Source organism: Actinomycetospora rhizophila, from assembly GCF_042657905.1.
Lineage (GTDB): Bacteria > Actinomycetota > Actinomycetes > Mycobacteriales > Pseudonocardiaceae > Actinomycetospora > Actinomycetospora rhizophila.
The window spans coordinates 22488-41346 of sequence record NZ_JBHSKG010000023.1; the positions used below are offsets into that span (position 1 = coordinate 22488).

The 18859-nt window shown below is 72.0% G+C and carries 22 protein-coding genes; 11 read left to right on the forward strand and 11 right to left on the reverse strand.

The genetic code is table 11. The features are described from left to right. The first annotated feature begins 198 nt into the window (after positions 1-198). On the forward strand, positions 199-1476 hold the full coding sequence (locus tag ACFPK1_RS29260) for a hypothetical protein (RefSeq protein WP_378024472.1): 1278 nt from the start codon (positions 199-201) through the stop codon (positions 1474-1476). Between the two features lie 2 nt (positions 1477-1478). Here ACFPK1_RS29260 and ACFPK1_RS29265 read toward each other — a convergent pair whose 3' ends face one another. The 5 genes from ACFPK1_RS29265 to ACFPK1_RS29285 all read right to left on the reverse strand — a co-directional run bounded on the left by ACFPK1_RS29265 (position 1479) and on the right by ACFPK1_RS29285 (position 4762). Beyond that, the gene (locus tag ACFPK1_RS29265; protein ID WP_378024473.1) at positions 1479-2045 is read right to left on the reverse strand and encodes a hypothetical protein; all 567 of its coding nucleotides are present in this window, start codon (positions 2043-2045) and stop codon (positions 1479-1481) included. 235 nt (positions 2046-2280) lie between these two features. Beyond that, positions 2281-2958, reverse strand: a complete 678-nt coding sequence (locus ACFPK1_RS29270) for a hypothetical protein (RefSeq protein WP_378024474.1) — start codon at positions 2956-2958, stop codon at positions 2281-2283. 74 nt (positions 2959-3032) lie between these two features. Beyond that, complete coding sequence (locus ACFPK1_RS29275) at positions 3033-3512, reverse strand: NUDIX domain-containing protein (protein ID WP_378024475.1); 480 nt, start codon at positions 3510-3512, stop codon at positions 3033-3035. A 33-nt stretch (positions 3513-3545) separates the two neighbouring features. Then, positions 3546-4319 (reverse strand): hypothetical protein, encoded by a 774-nt coding sequence (locus ACFPK1_RS29280; RefSeq protein WP_378024476.1) that lies wholly within the window; start codon positions 4317-4319, stop codon positions 3546-3548. After that, the gene (locus ACFPK1_RS29285) at positions 4238-4762 is read right to left on the reverse strand and encodes a helix-turn-helix domain-containing protein (protein ID WP_378024477.1); all 525 of its coding nucleotides are present in this window, start codon (positions 4760-4762) and stop codon (positions 4238-4240) included. Before ACFPK1_RS29285 ends, ACFPK1_RS29280 begins: the two co-directional genes overlap by 82 nt. Before the next feature lie 134 nt (positions 4763-4896). Between ACFPK1_RS29285 and ACFPK1_RS29290 the strand changes: the two genes are divergently transcribed. From ACFPK1_RS29290 to ACFPK1_RS29320, 7 genes are read left to right on the forward strand one after another with little or no spacing between them, the layout of a single operon-like run. After that, complete coding sequence (locus ACFPK1_RS29290) at positions 4897-5307, forward strand: hypothetical protein (RefSeq protein WP_378024478.1); 411 nt, start codon at positions 4897-4899, stop codon at positions 5305-5307. Next, positions 5307-5582, forward strand: coding sequence for a hypothetical protein (locus tag ACFPK1_RS29295; RefSeq protein WP_378024479.1), 276 nt, complete (start codon positions 5307-5309; stop codon positions 5580-5582). The genes ACFPK1_RS29290 and ACFPK1_RS29295 overlap by 1 nt, the downstream gene beginning before the upstream one ends. Beyond that, positions 5579-6829, forward strand: a complete 1251-nt coding sequence (locus tag ACFPK1_RS29300) for a hypothetical protein (RefSeq protein ID WP_378024480.1) — start codon at positions 5579-5581, stop codon at positions 6827-6829. Before ACFPK1_RS29295 ends, ACFPK1_RS29300 begins: the two co-directional genes overlap by 4 nt. After that, positions 6826-7056, forward strand: a complete 231-nt coding sequence (locus tag ACFPK1_RS29305; protein ID WP_378024481.1) for a hypothetical protein — start codon at positions 6826-6828, stop codon at positions 7054-7056. The genes ACFPK1_RS29300 and ACFPK1_RS29305 overlap by 4 nt, the downstream gene beginning before the upstream one ends. After that, positions 7053-7400: a hypothetical protein gene (locus ACFPK1_RS29310; RefSeq protein ID WP_378024482.1), complete on the forward strand. Its 348-nt coding sequence runs from the start codon at positions 7053-7055 to the stop codon at positions 7398-7400. The genes ACFPK1_RS29305 and ACFPK1_RS29310 overlap by 4 nt, the downstream gene beginning before the upstream one ends. A 3-nt stretch (positions 7401-7403) precedes the next feature. Further along, the gene (locus ACFPK1_RS29315) at positions 7404-7619 is read left to right on the forward strand and encodes a helix-turn-helix transcriptional regulator (RefSeq protein ID WP_378024483.1); all 216 of its coding nucleotides are present in this window, start codon (positions 7404-7406) and stop codon (positions 7617-7619) included. Then, a complete protein-coding gene (locus tag ACFPK1_RS29320; RefSeq protein ID WP_378024484.1) occupies positions 7616-9007 on the forward strand; it encodes a tyrosine-type recombinase/integrase in 1392 nt (463 codons plus the stop codon). Before ACFPK1_RS29315 ends, ACFPK1_RS29320 begins: the two co-directional genes overlap by 4 nt. 141 nt (positions 9008-9148) lie before the next feature. Here the strand turns inward: ACFPK1_RS29320 and ACFPK1_RS29325 are convergent, their stop codons facing one another. From ACFPK1_RS29325 to mshA, 3 genes are all read right to left on the reverse strand, one after another. Next, a complete protein-coding gene (locus tag ACFPK1_RS29325) occupies positions 9149-10738 on the reverse strand; it encodes an AMP-binding protein (RefSeq protein WP_378024485.1) in 1590 nt (529 codons plus the stop codon). A gap of 300 nt (positions 10739-11038) precedes the next feature. Beyond that, the gene (locus ACFPK1_RS29330) at positions 11039-11551 is read right to left on the reverse strand and encodes a type III secretion system chaperone family protein (RefSeq protein ID WP_378024486.1); all 513 of its coding nucleotides are present in this window, start codon (positions 11549-11551) and stop codon (positions 11039-11041) included. Next, positions 11548-12840: a D-inositol-3-phosphate glycosyltransferase gene (gene mshA, locus ACFPK1_RS29335; protein WP_378024487.1), complete on the reverse strand. Its 1293-nt coding sequence runs from the start codon at positions 12838-12840 to the stop codon at positions 11548-11550. Before mshA ends, ACFPK1_RS29330 begins: the two co-directional genes overlap by 4 nt. A gap of 138 nt (positions 12841-12978) precedes the next feature. Between mshA and ACFPK1_RS29340 the strand changes: the two genes are divergently transcribed. After that, positions 12979-13773 (forward strand): SDR family NAD(P)-dependent oxidoreductase, encoded by a 795-nt coding sequence (locus ACFPK1_RS29340; RefSeq protein ID WP_378024488.1) that lies wholly within the window; start codon positions 12979-12981, stop codon positions 13771-13773. On the opposite strand, the gene ACFPK1_RS29345 is transcribed toward ACFPK1_RS29340, so the two are convergent. The 3 genes from ACFPK1_RS29345 to ACFPK1_RS29355 all read right to left on the reverse strand — a co-directional run bounded on the left by ACFPK1_RS29345 (position 13762) and on the right by ACFPK1_RS29355 (position 17398). Beyond that, positions 13762-14907: a L,D-transpeptidase gene (locus tag ACFPK1_RS29345; RefSeq protein WP_378024489.1), complete on the reverse strand. Its 1146-nt coding sequence runs from the start codon at positions 14905-14907 to the stop codon at positions 13762-13764. The two genes, ACFPK1_RS29340 and ACFPK1_RS29345, sit on opposite strands and share 12 nt — an antisense overlap. Positions 14908-14975: 68 nt before the next feature. Next, positions 14976-16142: a L,D-transpeptidase gene (locus tag ACFPK1_RS29350; protein WP_378024490.1), complete on the reverse strand. Its 1167-nt coding sequence runs from the start codon at positions 16140-16142 to the stop codon at positions 14976-14978. Positions 16143-16291: 149 nt separating this feature from the next. Beyond that, entirely contained in the window at positions 16292-17398 is a 1107-nt protein-coding gene (locus tag ACFPK1_RS29355) for a UDP-N-acetylmuramate dehydrogenase (protein ID WP_378024491.1), read from the reverse strand. A gap of 25 nt (positions 17399-17423) precedes the next feature. Between ACFPK1_RS29355 and ACFPK1_RS29360 the strand changes: the two genes are divergently transcribed. Continuing rightward, complete coding sequence (locus ACFPK1_RS29360) at positions 17424-17924, forward strand: DUF2505 domain-containing protein (protein WP_378024492.1); 501 nt, start codon at positions 17424-17426, stop codon at positions 17922-17924. Positions 17925-17927: 3 nt separating this feature from the next. Further along, a complete protein-coding gene (purU, locus tag ACFPK1_RS29365) occupies positions 17928-18821 on the forward strand; it encodes a formyltetrahydrofolate deformylase (RefSeq protein WP_378024493.1) in 894 nt (297 codons plus the stop codon). Positions 18822-18859: the final 38 nt, after the last annotated feature.

Sequence of the window (18859 nt, forward strand, 5' to 3'; positions counted from 1 at the left end):
GTTCTCGGTAAAGGGGTAACAGCTCTTCGACCCGGACGGCGCCGCCGCGAGGACCACACCCGCGACCGTCGTGGCCCGGGGCGTGCTGGTGGTGCGGGCAAGGGTGACGCGTCCGTCGAGACGAAGCGTCAAGAGCGCTCTCAGGCCCGTCGCCGGGACCGCTGGGCCCGCCGTCGCCAGCTGCGGCCGATCTCGCAGTTGAAGCGGGTCCAGCAGTGCGGCCACAAGATCGGCGGCCCCGAAAGCGGCCCAACGCTGGGGGTGATCACCAACAAGGACGGCACCCGCTCGGCCGCGTACGGCGGGCTCAAGCACTGCGGGTCGGTGTGGACCTGCCCGGTGTGCGCGGTCAAGGTCGCCACCCGCCGCGCCGACGACCTCGCCGCGGTGATGCGCGCGGTCCACGAGCAGGGCGGGTCGGCGTTCATGCTCACGCTGACGATGCGTCACTCGCGCGGCGACCGCCTCGGGCTCTCCACGGCCGACCGCCGGCGGCGGGACCTGCTCGAGGAGCGCCGCGCGGACCGTGAGGTGGCGGAGGCCAACGGGTGGGACGTCGACGAGCGCGCCGCCGAGGCCGAGGAGATCGAACTCGTCGGGATCAAGGCCAATGAAGGCTGCTGGGACGTCCTCGGCTACGCCTGGGCTGCGGTCACCTCCGGCTCGACGTGGGTCAAGGACTCCGCCCTGTTCGGCGGACTGCTCGGTTGGGCGCGGGTCGTGGAGGTCACCGACGGCGCCAACGGCTGGCACGTCCACGTCCACGCCCTGCTGTGCTTCGCCGACGACGTGTCCGCCGAGCTCGTCGCCGCCGGCGTCGGCGCGCGCATGTTCGGGCGCTGGCGCCGCGCCCTGGAGCGCAAGGGCTTCGACGCCTCCGACGGACACGGCTGGGACCTGCGCAAGACCCAGCTCGGCGAGGGCGACCTGGCCGACTACTTCACCAAGATGGCCCACGAAGTCACCGGCGCCGCCAGCAAGCAGGGCCGCAGCCAGGGCGGCCGCACCCCGATGCAGCTCCTCGCCGACGCCGTCGACACCTACGAGGAGACCGCGCTGGCGCGCTGGTGGGAATGGGAAGAAGCCTCCGACGGCCGCCGCCAGCTCACGTCGTCACGTGGCCAGCGCGACCTGCGTACCCTCGCCGGGCTCGGTCGCGAAGCCAGCGACGAGGAGATCGCAGAAGAGGAACAGGAAACAGACGTTCGGGTTCGTTTGACGCCTGATAGTTGGGACTGGCTGATCGCTCAACACCGCGAAGTTGACCTTCTTAATATTGCGGAGCGCGGTGGCCTCTCTTCTGCTTGCCAGTGGCTCAAGGAGCGGGGCCTTGAATACGGGCTTGCGCAAGCGGCTCCGAGCCAGGACTTGATCGATCCCAGTGGTCGGACAGGCTGGTCGCTGCGGCTTGGATTGTTGCCTCCGGCCCCTCCCCGCCCGACGACGGTTCGTGAGCTCGCGGCGCGAAGCCGATGATCTTAGCTTCCCGCTCTCGGCAGCTCCGCGTCATAGCTTGCGGACAGCGCCGTCCGCATCGCTTCCACCATTTCCTTCCGCTTGATCTTCATCAGGTCGCCGGCTGACGCCATCTCGTCAACTTGCGGCTCCTTCTTCGCCAGCAGTGTGGCGATGTACATGACAACCTGCAGCGCGCTGTGGGTTGCGTCGCTGACGGACTTCGGGCCGATAATCTCCACCTCAGCAAGTGTCGTTCCGGCCTCGTTGATGCTTCCAACTGCCTCTACAGCTTCGTCGCCCCGACTAGACAGTAAACCGTGGTCCATCTTCGTCCTAGCCAGGTTGTTCTGCCTATACGCCTCGTCGAGAGCACGAAGCATCTTGGCGTATGTCGCCCGCCTTTCGTCACGAAGCGCAGAAGCTCGATCCTCTCCAGCCTCTCGGCGCCACTTCTGCTGCGCTTCAATGATGGCCTTATCTCGATCTTCGACTGCCCATTTCCTCTGACGGATGTTATTCAGAAATGTGATCCCACCACCCAGCACCACTCCGAGCAGGGTACCGATCAACGTGATCCATGGGCTCATAGCCCAAATGATAATCGCCGACCGCTCATGATGTGGCGACCGAGCGCGACCTCAAGACTAGCTCCGCAATGAAGGGGCGCGAGCTTGTCAGCCGCACTCCGGCGACTGCCCGACCGTGTCCGCCATGGGATCGGTAGGCCGACAGCATCTCGCCCGGTGGCTGACATCCTCGTCGCAACGGCGGTGGAACCCTTGTCCATCGGGTTGGCCTACCGAGTCCAACTGCCCGACGAGGCTAGGCGCGCAGTAGGTCCTTCCCGAAGTCGTTCAGAGACTCGGTGACTTCGTAGGCAATCTGCCTAACGGAGGCAGCTACAGCGCTGCCTTCAAAGTCGCCCTCCCGCCCAGAGAGCGAGTCTGAGAACTCGAATCCTAGAGCGTTCTTGCGCGCAAGGTTCTCGTAATCAGAGTCGAGGACAGGATCAACGTGCGCGCCGCCCTCCTTGTTCGCGAGAACGAGAACGTACTTTCTTCTCGTCCAGAAGGTGCCGTCTTGAAGTTTTGTTACGTTGTCGCCCCACCACTTCCCGAACTTAACCGCAGGCCGAATGCGAGATGGTGGAAGGTCGCCGAGCGGTGGGACATATCTTCCACCTTGACCGGCCGTCATCTGCATCATCACGAGACCAGGCGTAGGCGCGAGATTGGTCGGGATGATGCCCTCAGAGGTATCGTAGAGGTAGAGGTCCTCCTTAACACCGAGCTGACTGAGCAGTGACTTTGACTTCTCGGTGTCATGCAGGAGCACTCTGATAGTCACAGCCAGTCGTTTTGCCTCGGCCTCGAAGCCCTCATCGAACGCTGCCGAGGAAGCCTTCAAGAAGTCGACGGACTCCTGCAGGTTCTCGAGCAGTTCTGGTCGGCGACGCCTGGCTTCCCGGGCTTCGGCTTTCTTGCGAGACGCGCGTCCCACTAGCCCCCCTTTATCGTGAAGCAATCTTGCGAAGCAACGGGAATCTCGTGCCCCGCGCGGCGCTCCATCAAGCGTCAGCGAAGAACGCGCCCTCCGAAGGTTGGGACGCCATGCTCGAGATACAACCCAGGATCCTGACTTTGCGCAGTAACCGCATGAATGCGCCGCTCGAGTCGCTCGACAAGATAGCGATGGAGTTCTGTAGGAGCGACCCACTCCCAAGCATCGAGCTCCCGCCCATCGAGGCGTATCTTGTGCTCATCGGAGCCGAGCGCACCGCAGTCGAAGATGAAGAGCAGCTTGTCGCCTTCACGTTCGTGGGGTGCCCAATCTACGGCCGACAACCGGGTTGGCACTCGGTCAATACCAAGTTCCTCGAGAACTTCGCGGCGGCACGCACTGGCCGGAGACTCACCGCGCTCGACGTAGCCGCCGGGGATATCCCAGGTGTCCTTGTAGGTCGGGTGGACAAGCAGCACTCGCCCCTCGGCGTCAACGAAGAGCGCGCCGGCGGCTACCCGGGGTGTGGCGAAGCTGTCCTCTGGCGACGACATGACGCCGAGGGTACGGGCCCAGGCTGGGCCGGTTCAGGCGGCGAGCCGGAGGCGGTGGGCGAGGGCGCCGAGCTCGGTGCTCACGGTGCCGCGAGGGTTCTTCATCCAGGACAGGACGAGCTGCCGACTGATGAAGTGGTGACGTACCTGCTCGGGGGCCAGGCGCTCGGCGCCGAGCACCGTCGCCAGCGCCTCGTCGCGACGGTTGGAGGTAGAGAGCGCGCGGGCCGTCTCGAGGGCGTGGCGTACACGGCGCTCGGTGGGCAGCGCTGAGGTGTCGATCTGTGGCCCGAGGTCGATCGCGACCTGGACGTCTCCCAGCTCCATCGCGGTGGCCACGCGGTGAATCGCGACGTTGGTGGGACCAAAGGCAGTCCAGAGGTGGTTGCCATCGGCGCCGACATAGCCGGCTGCGTGCTGAGCCTGCTCGAGGAAGTCGCGCGTGAGGCCGCGGTCCTCCATGCGTGACGAGGCCATCGCGCCGGCGAGGAACAACGACCCGTAGACCGACCACAGGCCGGCGTCGGCGGAGCCGAGGGAGTCGCTGAGGTAGTCCGAGCCGTCGGCCGTGAGCTGGGCTGCGGCGTCGTACCGGCCGGTCGCGAGCAGGGAGTGGACGACCGAGCGGAACAGCGACCCCATCACGGTGACGTCGCCGGCGCGCTGGGCCGCGGCCAGGCCCCGGTCGGCGGCCATCCACGCCAGGTCGCACTCGCCCAGCTTGGTCAGGGTCGACGCCGAGACCTGGTACGACAGGGCCAGCAGCGCGTGCGCACGCTCGAGCTGGGGCCACTCGTGGGTGTCCACGGCCAGCAGCGCGTCTGCCAGCAATAGGTCCGCGCGGTGACGAAGCCGAAACGAGCGGCCTGGTAGGCGTCGAACACGTCGGCCACGTCGCGCTCGAGGTGCGCGATCGCCGGCGCCTCCGCGGTGCTCCCGGTGCGGCGCAGGATCGGGTTCAGCTGGCGGTAGTCCATCAGCGCCGTACGCAGCGCGGTGACGGTTGCGGTGCCGCTGTCGGCGGTCCAGTCCAGGAAGGTTGGTTCGCCGAGCAGATCGCCCAGGGAGACGTCGAGGACGTCAGCGAACTTGCGGATCACCGAAAGCCGGTCCAGCTCGGCCCGGTTGTTCTCGATCTTGCTCAGCCAGTCCTCGGTGCGCCCGACGAGACCGGCGACGACTTCCTGAGAGAGTCCGCGGCGCCGGCGATAGAACGCGACCCGCTCGCCGATGGTCAGTGACTCGGTCATCCCGCGCATGGCAAGACCGTCCTCTCGCCCAGCTCGACGACCCCGGAATTTTCTTCCGGGTCGAACGCTCGGACCGCCCTGACGGTAGAGGCACACCCCGACACGCGGGTGCCGATTCCGCCAGGAGAACCCCGATGTACGAGCTGAACGCGCCCATCAACGAAGCCAGGATGAAGGCGATCGCTACCGGCCACAGCCAGACCCTCGAGCGCTGGGAGGACGGCCCCAACGGGCGCCGGTCCAGCGGACAGCCGTTGATCGACGAGGCCACCGGCGCGCCGGTGCGCATCTACGACTGCCTGTTCGACACCGGCCGCGACGGGCGCCCCGAACTGCACGGCGTCCGCATCGTCAGCCACGAGGCACCCGAGCTGCCGCCTTACAGCGAAGTCACCTTCGACGACCTCTCCGCCCGCGTGCGGCCCGCGCGCAACGGCGCCAAGGGCATCGAGGTGTCCTTCTCCGCCACCGCCATCCGCCCCGCCGTCACTGGCGGTGTCCGCCCGGCCCGCAAGACCGGCGGCGACGAGACGGCGGCCGCCTGATGGCCGCCCCCACCCGTCCCCGCGCCCGCGTGCAGGTCCGCACCGCCGCGCTGCTCGACGAGCTGGTCCTGACCTGCCGCGCGGCCGGCTGCGTCGAGCAGTGGAGCCCCGCGCCCATCGGCGACGACTCCGGTGACGGGGTCGTCCAGCTCTCCCTCGAGCGCTGCCCGGCCTGCGGCTCGTCGACCTGGGAGGTCACCCAGGTCCAGGTCGCCGCCTCCCCCTCCCGCGCCCGCCGCCAGCGGGCCCGCACCCACCGGAGCAGCCGGTCATGACCACCAAGACACTCGACCGCACCCGCCCACCCGCCGCCGGCCACCGCCGCCCGCCCGGCTTCATCAGCCGATGGCGCGCCCGCCGCGCCGAACGCGAACAGTGGGCCGCGCACCACCGCCTCGCCCAGGGCATCACCGCCGAGTTCCGCGAAGCCTGCACCGCCCTGCGGCTGTGCCAGTACGTCTCTGTCGCCGCCGGGATCACCGTGCGCACCCCGCGGGTCGGCGCCGTCCACGGCGGGCCTCCCATCACGCTCACCGTCGAGCTGATGGCAGGCCAGGAACCCGCCGACTTCATCAGCAAGGAGAACGGGCCCCGGCTCGCCCACTCCCTGGGCGGACACGGCCTGCGCGTCGAACCGATGCCCGGTCGGTGGGTCCGCCTCGTCGTGCTCAACCACGACCCCCTGCGCGATGGATTCGCTCTGCCAGCTCTGACGGTGGCCTCCGGGTCCGAGCCGGTGATCCTCGGACGGACCGAGGACGGGATCACCCTCGGGCACGCGATCGCCGACGCCAGCCACATCGCCGTCCAGGGCCAGAACGGCTCCGGGAAGTCCGCGTTCACCTACGCGCTGCTCTCCCAGCTCGCCGCCGCCGATGACGTCCTGGTCTGCGGCTCGGACATCACCGGCCTGGTCCTCGGACCGGCCTGGTACGACACCCCGCACGCCGTCCACCAGATGACCAACCTGGACGACCTCGAGGAGCACGCCAACTTCCTCGAGGAACTGGTCCTGGTCATGGAGGCCCGCCTGGGCGAGATTCCACCCCGCCAGGACAAGATCACCCCACGGCCGGACTGCCCGACCCTGCTCGTGGTGCTCGAGGAGTTCCCCGGCCTGCTCCGGGCCGCTGACGCGCGCCCGAAGCCCAAGCGCGGCGAGGGCACCCCGATGGGCGATCGCATACGCAGCTGCGTGCTGCGTCTGCTCTCCGAGGGCCGCAAGGCCGCGATCCGGGTCCTGATGCTGGCCCAGCGGTTCGAGGCCACCGCGGTCGGTGGCGGCTACGCCCGCGACCAGTTCGCCCTGCGGCTCAGCTTCCGGGTGCCAGCGGACTCGCTCGAGATGCTCCACGGCACCGACGCTCGCGCGCTCGGGCCGGAGCACGCCAACGCCGCTCCTGGCATCGCCTACCTGTCCGGGCTCGGCCGCGACTGCGAGCGCATCCGCGTTCCGTACCTGGGTGAGTACGGCGAGTACGTCGACCGCGTCCAGGCCTACGCCCGGAGGGCCGAGCGATGAACCTGCTCGCCTTCGTCGTCATCGCCGGCCTCGTCACCGCCCTGCTGGTCAAGAGCCACAAGGCCGCGCCCGCGCTCGTCTCCGGGGTCGTGACCCTCGTCCTGCTCTTCGCCGCCTTCCCGACCCTCGGCCCCGCGGTGTCCAGCAGCGCCGGCGAGTTTGCCCACCAACTCGGCGCCGCCACCGATCGCGCCGCGGACGTCCCGCAGAACGGAGAACGGCCGTGACCGACCTCGCCCGCCACCTCACCGGCGCGTCGACCAGCGTCGCGCTCGCCATCCACGCCACCCACGGCGCGCCGCTCGCCCTCACGGACGCCTACGACGTCGTCGGCGCCCTCGACGAGCTCCTGCACCGGCTCCCGCAGCTCGTCGGGTTCCTGGTCCGCAGCTCCGAACGAGCCGACCCCGCCGACCACTTCGACGACCGCGGCGCCGACCCGGCCGGCGCCATCACCGACGCCGGCCACGCCCTGGCGCTCGTGGTCGCCGACCTCGACGCCGCCGGCACCCACGCCACCGCCGCCCACAACCACCTCGGCCACCTCGGCCGCCACGTCACGGAGGACTGACCGATGAACCGACCGACCGCGGCGAAGGTCGACCGCGACGAGCTGCTGACCGTGCGCCAGGTCCTCGCCGAGCTGGGCGGGGTCTCCCGCGACACGTTCTACGAGTGGCGGGAGCGCCGGGTGGCGCCGCCGTGCTTCCGCCTCCCCAACGGCCACCTGCGGGTCCGGCGTGGCGACCTGCTCGACTGGCTCGACGCTCACCGGGACGGCGCGGCATGAGCGACGAGAGCACCTTCCAGGTGCAGTTCTGGAAGCTGACCAAGCGCACTGGCCGCAGCCGGCCGTGGGGTGTGCGCTGGCGGACTGCTGGCCGGGAGCACTCCGAGTGGTACGCCACCAAGGCGCTCGCCGAGTCGTTCCGCTCCGAGCTCGTCCGCGCGGGTCGGGCCGGCGAGGCGTTCGACGTCGCCACCGGGCTCCCGCCGTCCCTGACCCGCAAGCGGGGCGTCGGGACGTTCCTCGAGCTGGCCGTGGCCTACGTCGACCACATCTGGCCGACTGCGCCGCCCAACAGCCGGCGCGCGGCGGTGGTCAACTTGGCTGCGATCACGCCGAAGTTCGTCCGCCCGCTCGAGCAGGGTCCTGACGAGACCGACCTCCAACGCCTCGCCAGTACCCACCTTCTGCCGCCGCCGCGCCGTGACGAGGCCCTGAGCCCCGAGGACCGGGCCGCGGTCTCCTGGCTGCGCCGCGCGTCCCGCCCAGTCAGCGACCTCGCCGACTCCCTCGCCCTGGACGCGCTCCTGCACGACCTCGGGACCGCGGCCGACGGGCGAGCCGTCACCTCCTCCACGCTCGACAAGCGCCGCGCCGTCCTGCACCGGGTGGCCGGCTACGCGGTTGACACCGGCGTCCTGGCCGCCAACCCCGTCACGGGCCGACGCACCGGCACGGCTCAGGTCACCGGCGGCGTTGACCCGCGGGTGGTGGTCAATCCTGCCCAGGCGCGTCAGCTTCTTGCGGCCGTCACCTACGTCTCGGGGCGACGGCGCAGCGACCGGGAACGGGGCTGGCGGCTGCGGGCGTTCTTCGCCTGCCTCTACTACGCTGGCCTGCGTCCCGGTGAGGCCCAGCAGCTCCGCGACACCGACGCGAAGCTCCCGGCCGCCGGCTGGGGCGAGCTGGTCCTCTCCGGGTCGCTGACCGGCGTCTCGGGCGAGCACTACAACGACGGCCTGCGCGACCCCGACGCCCGCCCGCTCAAGCGTCGCCGCCGCGAGGCCGTGCGCCGCGTCCCCGCTCCGCCGGCGCTCGTCGCGATCCTGCGCTACCACCTGGATCGCTACGGCGCCGCAGCCGACGGCCGGCTGTTCCCGGCGCTGAGCGGCGGCCGGGTGCGCGAGTCGGTCTACACGCGCATCTGGAAAGAGGCCCGCGAGATCGGCCTGAGCCCGGCGCAGGCGGCCTCACCGCTGGCGGCCCGCCCGTACGACCTCCGGCACGCAGCGCTGTCGTCCTGGCTGAACGCCGGGGTGCCGCCCACGGAGGTCGCCGAGCGGGCCGGCCACTCGGTCAAGGTCCTGCTCTCGGTCTACGCCGCGTGCCTCGACGGCGAGCGCGACGCCTACAACGCCCGCATCCAAGATCTACTCGACGGAGAGGCTTGATCGGCTATGCAAGATCCGTTCCGTGACTGTTCCGTGGAAACCCGGACACAACGCCGCACCGCTACGGAGCCTCACAGAGACTTCACATCGGTCATCCGGCGTCGTCGCAGGTCAGTGGACCGAAACAGCGGGTCAGCGACCCTAGGCCGGGGCCTGCTCCCGGGCGCGGAGGTCCTTGCGCAAGATCTTCCCCGACGCCGACTTCGGGATCTGCTCGATGAACTCCACGACGCGGACCTTCTTGTGCGGGGCGATGCGCTCGGCCACGAAGGACATGACGTCGTCGTCCGAGAGCTGCGCGCCCTGCTGGAGCACGACGAACGCCTTGGGGACCTCCTCGCCCTCGGCGTCCTTGACCCCGATGACCGCCGCGTCGGCGATGCCCTCGTGGGTCAGCAGCAGCGCCTCGAGCTCGGCCGGCGGGACCTGGTAGCCCTTGTACTTGATGAGCTCCTTGACCCGGTCGACGATGGAGAAGACGCCCTCGTCGGTGACGGTGGCGACGTCGCCGGTGTGCAGGAAGCCGTCGGCGTCCAGGGTCGCGGCGGTGGCCTCGGGGTTGTTGAGGTACTCCCGCATGACGTTGGGGCCGCGCACCCACAGCTCGCCGCGCTCGACGCCCTCCTGCCCGGTCTCCGGGTCGACGAGCTTGCACTCGATGTTGGGCAGCGCCACGCCGATCGAGCTGAGGTCCATCTCGGGGCGGTCCTGCGGCATGGCGTGGCTGACCGGGCTCAGCTCGGTCATCCCGTAGCCCTGCAGGACGGTGCAGTTCAGTCGCTTGCCGACGGCGTGCCCGAGGTCGGCGTCGAGGGCGGCGGCACCGGAGAAGACGATGTCGACGCAGTCGATGTCGTACTGGTCGACCATGGGGTGCTTGGCCAGCGCCACGGCGATGGGCGGGGCGATGTAGACGCGGTCGACCCGGTGCTCGGAGATGGTCCGGAGGAAGTCGGCCAGGTCGAACTTCGGCATCGTCACGACGGTCGCCCGCACGTAGATGCCGTGGTTCATCATCACGGTCATGCCGTAGATGTGGAAGAACGGCAGCACGGCCAGGATCTTCGAGTCGGGCCCGGTGCTCGCGTTGACCGCCTGGAACTGGACGAGGTTCGCCACGAGGTTGCGGTGGGTCAGCACCACGCCCTTGGCCCGCCCCGTGGTGCCCGACGAGTAGGGCAGCGCGGCGACGTCGTCGCCCGTGACCGTCACCTGCGGGCGCTCGGCGGTGGTCGCGAGGGCGTCGGCCAGCGTGCTCTCCGGCATCGGCGTGCTGGCGTCGTCGCGGGCGTCGTCGAGGAGGATCGTCTCGGCGACGACGATGCCGTCCTGGCGCAGCGCGGCGCGGGCGCGGTCGAGGAAGGGCGACACCGTCACGAGCAGCTTGGCGCCGGAGTCGCGCAGCTGGAAGGCCAGCTCGTCGGGGGTGTAGAGCGAGTTGATGGTGGTGACCGCCAGCCCCGCGGCGAGGGCCCCGTGGAAGACCACCGGGTAGTACGGGTTGTTCGGCGCGAACAGGGCGATGACGTCGCCGCGGCCGAGGCCGCGCTCGCCTAGCGCCGCCGCGAAGCGGTCGACCGCGGCGGCGAGCTCGCCGAACGTGGTCTGCGCGCCGGACGGCCCGTCGATGATCGCCACTCGCTCGGCCGCGTCGCCCAGGTCGCCGAAGAGGAACTCGGGCAGGCCCACGTCGGGGACGTCGATGTCGTCGTAGGGGCTGCGAACGATCATGCGGGACGGTCTCCTCGTCGGGCGGGCGGCACAAGTCGGGGCAAACCTACCCCGCGGTACGGCGACGCGCCCACTGCTCGCTGTGATCACATGGGCGCCTCAGGAGAGCGGGGTCACCCGTTCGGCCGCATGAGGAATGCTTGTCCTACGCTTTGCGTGGTGGGAGGCTGCGTAACCGGACGCCGATCCAGTTTCGCGATCGGCCCGAGTCGGTCGCCCCTGAGCGGCTCCCTTACGCCCGTCGCCGGCGTCGGATGCCCCCCGTCCCACGCCGGCGGCGTGGCCCATGGGCAGCGCTGGTCAGCGCGTGCCCCGGTCGTCCTCCACCAGGTGCGCGAACGCCGAGAGGTTCGCCAGCGACTCGCCGCGCGACTCGCGCCAGGCCCACTCGCGGCGGATCGAGGTGACGAAGCCGAGCTCGAGCAGCGTGTTGAAGTCGCCGTCCGCGGCCTCGAGCACCTGCCCGAGGATCTTGTCGATCTCCTCGTCCACCACGGCGACCAGCGGCACCCGGCCGACGAGGTGGATGTCGCCCGCGCGGTCGATCGTGTAGTGCACCCCGTAGAGCCGGGCGTTGCGCTGCAGGAGGAAGCGGTAGACCTCCGCGAAGTTCTCGTCGGCGTGGCGGCAGACGAACGCCTCGACCAGCAGCGCGTGCGGCGTGAGCACCAGCCAGCAGTGGGTGGCGAGCTTCTTCGTGCCGGGCAGGGTGACGAACAGCCGCCCGGGCCCGCGCTTCAGGTACGTCAGCTCGCGCTCGTCCAGCGCGGCGACCAGCACCTTCTCCAGCTCGTCGAGATCCGGGGCGCTCACACCGCCACCCCCGCGGCACGGTCGCGGCCCAGGGCGCGCGACGCCTCGGCGTAGGTCGCGAGCAGCGCGTCCGCGGTGCGGTCCCACGAGAACATCGCGGCGTGCTCGACGGCGCCGGCCGCGAGGCGCTGGCGCTCGGCCTGGTCGAGCCCCACCCGCGAGAGCGCGTCCGCCCAGTGGCCGGGGTCGTGGTCGGTGACGAGCAGCCCGGAGCGGTCGTGGGCCACCGCGGTCGGCAGGCCCCCCACGGCGGCCGCGACGACGGGCGTCCCGCACGCCTGGGCCTCGAGCGCGACGAGGCCGAACGACTCGGAGTGGCTGGGGACCGCGACGACGTCGGCGGCCCGGTAGACCGCCGCGAGCTCGTCGCCGCCGCGCGGGGGCAGGAAGCGCACGACGTCGGCGATACCCAGCTCGCGGGCCAGCGACACGAGCGACTCCGGCGCCGCCAGGCCGGTGCCCGAGGGTCCGCCGACGACGAGCACGACCAGCCGGGCGCGCAGTTCCGGGCGGCGGGCGAGCATCGTCGCGGCGGCGCGCAGCAGCACGTCGGGAGCCTTGAGCGGCTGGATGCGCCCGACGAACGCGAGGGTCACGGCGTCGGGCCCGATCCCGAGCGCCGCCCGGGCCTCGTCGCGGTCGCGGGTCGGGGTGAACGTGCGCAGGTCGACGCCCGGGGCGATGGTGCGCACCCGGTCGGGGTCGGCGCCGTAGGCGGAGATGAGGTCGTCCGCCTCGGCCTGCGTGGAGGTGACCAGCCGGTCGGCCTCGGCCACAACCTGCTCCTCGCCGACCACCCGTGACAGCGGCTCGGGGCGGTCGCCGTCCGCGAGCGACGCGTTCTTGACCTTGGCCAACGTGTGCGCGGTGTGCACCAGCGGGACGCCCCACCGGTCGCGGACCAGCCACCCGACCTGCCCGGAGAGCCAGTAGTGGCTGTGCACGACGTCGTACCAGCCCGGCTCGTGGCGGGCCTCGTCGCGCAGCACGCCGGCGGTGAACGCGCACAGCTGGCTGGGCAGGTCCTCCTTGCCCAGACCGCCGTAGGGGCCCGCGGTGACGTGGCGGACGATCACGCCGGGCGCGAGCTCGGCCACCGGCGGCAGGTCGGACGACGTCGCCCGCGTGAAGATCTCGACCTGGACGCCGCGCTGGGCCATCCGCCGGGCGGTCTCGACGACGTAGACGTTCATCCCGCCGGCGTCGCCGGTGCCGGGCTGCGCCAGCGGCGAGGTGTGCAGCGAGATCACCGCGACGCGCCGGGGTCGTCCCGGTTGGTGACGGATCACCCGGTTCTCCGAACGGGCCGTGGATGCCGCTGACTCCACCGATGCCGTCGTCGCCGCCGGGGTCACCCCGCCAGCTTAGGTGGGCGGGCGCCGTCCGGCTTCGTCGAGACACCTCACGGGGGTCCTAGGGTGCGGGGCGTGAGCGCGCCGAACCCCGACAGCACCGACAGCACCGCCCGCCCCCTCGTCGTCGTCACCGGTGCCAGCTCGGGCATCGGCGCGGCCAGCGCGCGGGCCCTCGCCGCCGACGGCTGGCACCCCGTGCTCGGCGCGCGCCGCGTGGAGCGGCTGCTGGAGATCGCCGACGAGGTCGGCGGCACCGCCCTGTCCCTCGACGTCACCGACGCCGACTCCGTCGCCGCGTTCGCCGGCGCGGTCCGCGAGCTCGTCGACGGCGGGCAGCCGCTGCGCGGGCTGGTCAACAACGCCGGCGGCGCCCAGGGCACCGAGAAGGTCATCGAGGCCGACGAGGACAAGTGGCGCTGGATGTGGGAGTCGAACGTGCTCGGCACCCTGCGCGTCACCAAGGCGCTGCTGCCGCTGCTCATCGCCTCCGGCGACGGCCACGTCGTCACGATCACCTCGATCGCCGGGCTCGAGGTCTACGACGGCGGCTCGGGCTACACCGCGGCGAAGCACGCCGAGGGCGCGCTGCACCGCACGCTGCGCGGCGAGCTGCTCGGCGAGCCCGTGCGCGTCACCGAGATCGCGCCGGGCGCGGTGGAGACCGAGTTCGCGCTGGTGCGCTTCGACGGCGACGAGGCCCGGGCCGCCAAGGTCTACGAGGGGATCACTCCGCTCGTGGCCGACGACGTCGCCGAGGTCGTCGCGTTCGCGATGAGCCGCCCGTCGCACGTCAACCTGGACACCATCGTGCTCAAGCCCCGCGACCAGGCGACCGGTATGCGGTTCCACCGCCGGTCACAGGGCTGACATGCCCTGCCACTCGGTCCACGGGATCGCCCAGTCGTAGATGTCGCCGTCGCGCTCGGAGTAGTCGACGCCGGAACCGGTGACCTCCACCGGGTCGCCGTACATCGCGGAGTCGTAGTAGGCCTTCGCGTCGGCCTCGGACAGGTTGATGCAGCCGTGGGTGACGTTGCTGGAGCCCTGCGCGCCCGCCGACGCCGGGTTGGCGTGGATGAACTCGCCGTTGTTGCTGATGCGCACCGCCCAGCGCTCGACGAGGTCGTAGCCGTACTGGGCGCTGGTCATCCGCTTGTTGGTGAACTTCTCGGACACCACGTGGATCCCCGAGCGCGTGGTGCGGTTCGGGTCGGAGTCGAGGCCGTAGCTCGCGGGCACGTCCATCACCTGCCGGCCGTCGCGCTCGACGACCATCCGGAAGCTGTTCACGTCGGCCCGCACGATCTGGGCGCGCCCGATGCGGAACGACGTCGTGAGGTCCTCGCGCCCCCAGGCACCGCCGCCGAACGGGACGCCGAGCAGGTCGGCCCGGACGTCGACCTGCGTGCCGGAGCGCCAGTACTCCTTCGGCCGCCAGTGCACCCGCGAGCCGCCGTCCTGGTCGGGCAGCCACGCCCAGGAGCCCTCGGTGGGCACCGACGTGCGCACCTGCAGCGCCCGCTCCACCGCCGCCTTGTCCTCCACGGGCGCGGAGAACTGCAGCGTGATCGGCGCGCCGACCCCCACCTCGCGGCCGTCGCCGATGTTCAGCGTCGCCCGCACGGTCTCGGCCGGCGCGACCGTGGTGAAGGAGCCGGTGACCGGTGAGGAGCGCCCGTCGGGGGCCGTCGCGGTGCCGCCCCAGGTGTAGGTCGCGCCGTAGGCCAGCGGCCCCGCGGGCGTCCAGCGCTTGCGGTCGGGCGAGAGGGTGCCGGCGACGGGCCCGCCGGGCGAGGCCGTGAGCGTCACGTCGGTGAACGTGCCCTCGGTGGTGGCCGCGACGCCGGCGCGCGGCGCCACGTCGGTGGCGTTCGCCGCGGGCGCGACGTCGACCCGCACGGGCGGGGGCGGCGCGGCGGGGGCCGACGGGGCGCCCGACCCGCAGGCGGCCAGCACCACCAGCAGCAGCGCGCCCAGCACCCCGCCCAGCACCCGACCCATGCGTCCCCCGTTCGCGCGACCGTCCGGCCCCAGCGTGCCACCGGGGGCCGACGGGCGTCAGGCGCGCCTCAGGACAGCGCCGACATCTCCCGCCACTGCTCCCAGCCGATGGCCCAGTCGTAGACGTCGCCGTCGGCGGCCGAGAGCGCGACCGGGGAGTTCGTGACCTCGACCGGGTCGCCGTAGAGCGCGGTGTCGTAGTAGGCCCGCGCGTCGGCGGTGGAGAGGTTCACGCAGCCGTGGGTGACGTTGCTCGAGCCCTGCGCGCCGGCCGACGCCGGGTTGGCGTGGATGAACTCGCCGTTGTTGCTCATCCGCACCGCCCAGTGCTCGACGAGGTCGTAGCCGTACTGGGCGCTGGTCATCCGCTTGTTGTCGAACTTCTCGGTGACGACGTGGACGCCCGAGCGCGTGATGCGGTTCGGGTCGCTGCCCAGCCCGTAGCTGGCGGGCACGTCCATCACCTGCTGCCCGTCGCGGATGACGACCATGCGGTGGCTCGTGACGTCGGCACGGACGATCTGCGAGCGCCCGACGGTCAGGTGGCTGGTGAGGTCCTCGCGGCCGTAGGCGCCGTCGCCCAGGGCCACCCCGTACAGGTCCGCGGAGACGTCGACGACCGTGCCGGGCTGCCAGTAGTCCTTCGGGCGCCAGTGCACGCGCGAGCCCAGCGCGTCGTCGGGCAGCCAGGCCCAGGAGCCCTCGGTGGGCACGCTCGTGCGGATCGACAGGGCGCGCTCGGCCGCGGCCTTGTCGGACACGGGCCCGTCGAACTGGATGATGACCGGCGCCGCGACGCCGACCGTCGCGTCGTCGGGCTGGGCGAACTGGGCCCGCACCACCCGCTCCGGGGCGACCGTCGTGAAGCCGCCCGCGACCGGCGTCACGGCCCCGTCGGCGCCCACCGCCGTGCCGGACCACGTGTAGGGCTTGCCGTAGCCCAGCGCCTCGGTCGCCGCCCAGCGGTGCCCGTCGGGGCTCGTCGCGCCCGCGATCGCGCGGCCGTCGGCGCCGGTGAGCGCGACGTCGCGCAGGGTCGCGCCGGGGGCCGAGACGCTGATCTCGCCGCCCGGGTCGACGTCGGTGCGCCCCGGCACGGCGGTCGTCGTCACGGTCGGCGGCTCGGCCGACGCGCTCGTGCCCGATGACCGGGGCGTCGCCCCCGCCGCCGCGCACCCGACGACGACCGCGGCGACGGCGACCAGCGCCGCCACCACCGCCAGCACTCCCTGCACACGACCCCGCACCCGTGGAGCCCCTTCCTGATCGATCCCGAACCGCACGACGCGGCCGGCCCGGGTCCGGTTGTCAGGGGCGCGGAGGGCTCACACGGGTGGCCCAGCGATCGTGAGCGGGGTCTCGGGACGAACACCCCACGCGGTACCTAGAGAGCGCAGGAGACCAGGACGGGCTCAGGACGCAGCACGAGGCCGAAGGCGTCGTCGACGTGGTCGCGGACGTCGCGGGCGAGGGCGAGCAGGTCGTCGGTCGTCCCCCCGCCGCGATGGGTCAGCGCGAGCGTGTGCTTGGTCGAGACGCGGACCGGGGAGTGCTCGCCGGGGTGGCCGCGCGGGATGCCGGCGCGCTCGATCAGGGCCGCGGCGGAGAGCTTGACCCGCCCGTCGGGCTGCGGCCACGCCGTGATCGGGGCCTGCCCGCGCTCCTCGGCGCGGGCCGCCACCCGCGCGGCGGTGTCCGGGTCGACCACGGGGTTCATGAAGAACGACCCGGCGCTGCGGGAGTCGGCGTCGTCCGGGTCGATGACCATGCCCTTGCCGCGCCGCAGCCCCAGCACCGCCTCGCGCGCCGCGGCGACCGGCACCCGCGCGCCCGGCTCGACGTCCAGCGCGCGGGCGAGCTCGCCGTAGCGGATCGGCGCCGAGAGCCCGTCGGTGGTGAGGCGGAAGCGCACGCCGAGCACGATCTCGCCGTCGGTGTTGCGGTCGCCCTTGAGCCTGCTGGTGCGATAGCCCAGGTCGAGGTCGGCGGCCGCCACCGGTCCGCGCCGCCCGGTGCGCCGCGCGTAGAGGTCGGCGCCGACGAGCAGGTCGGCGACCTCCACGCCGTACGCGCCGACGTTCTGCACCGGGGTCGCGCCGGTCCGCCCGGGGATGCCCGAGAGGCACTCCAGCCCGCCGAGCCCCGCCGCGACGGTGTCCGCGACCAGCGCGTCCCAGTCGTGGCCGGCCTCGACGTGGAGCACCACCGCGTCCTCGTCGCGCGCCACGACGTGGTGGCCGCGGTGGTCGAGGAGCAGGGCCGTCCCGGGCCATCCGGCGTCGCCCACGACGAGGTTGGACCCGCCGCCCACCAGCAGCAGCGGCTCGCCCGCCCCGTCGGCGGCGCGGGCGCGCTCGACGACCTCGTCGGCGGTGGTGGCCCGCACGAGCCGGCGGGCGGGGCCGCCGAGCCCGAGGGTGGTGTGGGGAGCGAGCAGGGCCGTGTCGAGCGTCGTGCCGGGTGTCGCAGCTGCCGTCGGACCAGGTGTCACGCCGTCCGACGGTAACCTCCCGCCCGTGTCACGCCGCATCACCCACCGCGCCACCTGGGACGCACCCGCCGAGGAGGTGTACGCGGAGCTGGTCGACGCCGACCACCTGCGCGAGCGCCTCGCCGAGCTCGGCGGCAACGACCCGGCGCTGCTCGAGCACGCCGTCGACGACTCCGGGGCACGCCTGCGCCTGCGCCACTCGGTGCCCGTCGAGTTCCTGCCCTCGGTGGTCCGCCGCTTCACCGGCGACGACCTCGTGCTCGACCGCCACGAGACCTGGACGCCGCGCAGCGGAGGTGGCTACGACGGCACCTTCGAGGTGACCGTCCGGGGCCTGCCCGGGACGATGTCGGGCACCCAGCGCCTCTCGGACAACGGGGGCGGCGCGGTCACCGAGGTCGACGGGCAGGCGACGGTCAGCGTGCCGATGGTCGGCGGCAAGATCGAGGGCGTGGTCGTCGAGCAGGTCGGCAACCTGCTCGACGCCGAGGACGCCTTCACCCGCCGGCGCCTCGCGCGGGGCTGAGGCGTGCGCCGGCTGGTCATCACGCTGAGCTGCCCGGACCGCACCGGGATCGTCGCGGCCATCACCGGCCGGCTCGCCGGCATCGGCGCCTCGATCACCGAGGCCGCCTACCACGCCGACACCGCCGCGGGCTGGTTCTCCACGCGCCAGGTCGTCGACGGCGAGTCCGTGCCCGGCGGCGCCGACATGCTGCGCGCGGTGATCGGCCAGGTGGCCGCCCAGCTCGAGGTCCCCGGCGGCGAGCCCGTCCGCTGGCGGGTCCGCGACACCGCCGAGCCGCCGCGCGTGGTGCTGCTCGTCAGCAAGGAGTCGCACTGCCTGCACGACCTGCTGGGCCGGGTCTGGGGCGGCGAGCTCGACATGGACGTGCGTGCGGTCGTCGGCAACCACGAGGTGCTGCGCCCGGTCGCCGAGGCGCACGGCGTCCCGTTCCACCACGTGCCGTTCCCGTCCCGGGCGCAGGACGACGAGCAGCGCTCGGGCCGGGACGCGGCGTTCGCGCAGGTCGCCGAGATCGTCGACCCCCACGAGCCGGACGCGATCGTGCTCGCCCGCTTCATGCAGGTGCTCACGCCCGCGCTGTGCGACCGCTGGGCGGGCCGGGCGATCAACATCCACCACAGCTTCCTGCCCTCGTTCATGGGCGCGCGGCCCTATCACCAGGCGCACGCCCGCGGCGTGAAGCTCGTCGGCGCGACCTGCCACTACGTCACGCCGGACCTCGACGCCGGGCCGATCATCGAGCAGGACGTCAGCCGCGTGGACCACGCCGACACCCCGGAGGACATGATCCGCCGCGGCCGCGACGTCGAGAAGCTCGTGCTGGCCCGCGGCCTGCGCGCCCACCTCGAGGACCGCGTCCAGGTGCACGCGGGCCGGACGGTCGTGTTCCGCTAGACGCCGCACGCGGAGATCGTCATTTCTGCGCCGGATGT

Excerpts from the sequence above, each read along its gene's own strand:
- ACFPK1_RS29265 (WP_378024473.1), bottom strand. The coding sequence starts at position 2,045 with ATGAGCCCATGGATCACGTTGATCGGTACCCTGCTCGGAGTGGTGCTG.
- ACFPK1_RS29275 (WP_378024475.1), bottom strand. The coding sequence starts at position 3,512 with ATGTCGTCGCCAGAGGACAGCTTCGCCACACCCCGGGTAGCCGCCGGC.
- ACFPK1_RS29285 (WP_378024477.1), bottom strand. The coding sequence starts at position 4,762 with ATGACCGAGTCACTGACCATCGGCGAGCGGGTCGCGTTCTATCGCCGG.
- ACFPK1_RS29290 (WP_378024478.1), top strand. The coding sequence starts at position 4,897 with ATGTACGAGCTGAACGCGCCCATCAACGAAGCCAGGATGAAGGCGATC.
- ACFPK1_RS29295 (WP_378024479.1), top strand. The coding sequence starts at position 5,307 with ATGGCCGCCCCCACCCGTCCCCGCGCCCGCGTGCAGGTCCGCACCGCC.
- ACFPK1_RS29300 (WP_378024480.1), top strand. The coding sequence starts at position 5,579 with ATGACCACCAAGACACTCGACCGCACCCGCCCACCCGCCGCCGGCCAC.
- ACFPK1_RS29305 (WP_378024481.1), top strand. The coding sequence starts at position 6,826 with ATGAACCTGCTCGCCTTCGTCGTCATCGCCGGCCTCGTCACCGCCCTG.
- ACFPK1_RS29315 (WP_378024483.1), top strand. The coding sequence starts at position 7,404 with ATGAACCGACCGACCGCGGCGAAGGTCGACCGCGACGAGCTGCTGACC.
- ACFPK1_RS29320 (WP_378024484.1), top strand. The coding sequence starts at position 7,616 with ATGAGCGACGAGAGCACCTTCCAGGTGCAGTTCTGGAAGCTGACCAAG.
- ACFPK1_RS29325 (WP_378024485.1), bottom strand. The coding sequence starts at position 10,738 with ATGATCGTTCGCAGCCCCTACGACGACATCGACGTCCCCGACGTGGGC.
- ACFPK1_RS29345 (WP_378024489.1), bottom strand. The coding sequence starts at position 14,907 with ATGGGTCGGGTGCTGGGCGGGGTGCTGGGCGCGCTGCTGCTGGTGGTG.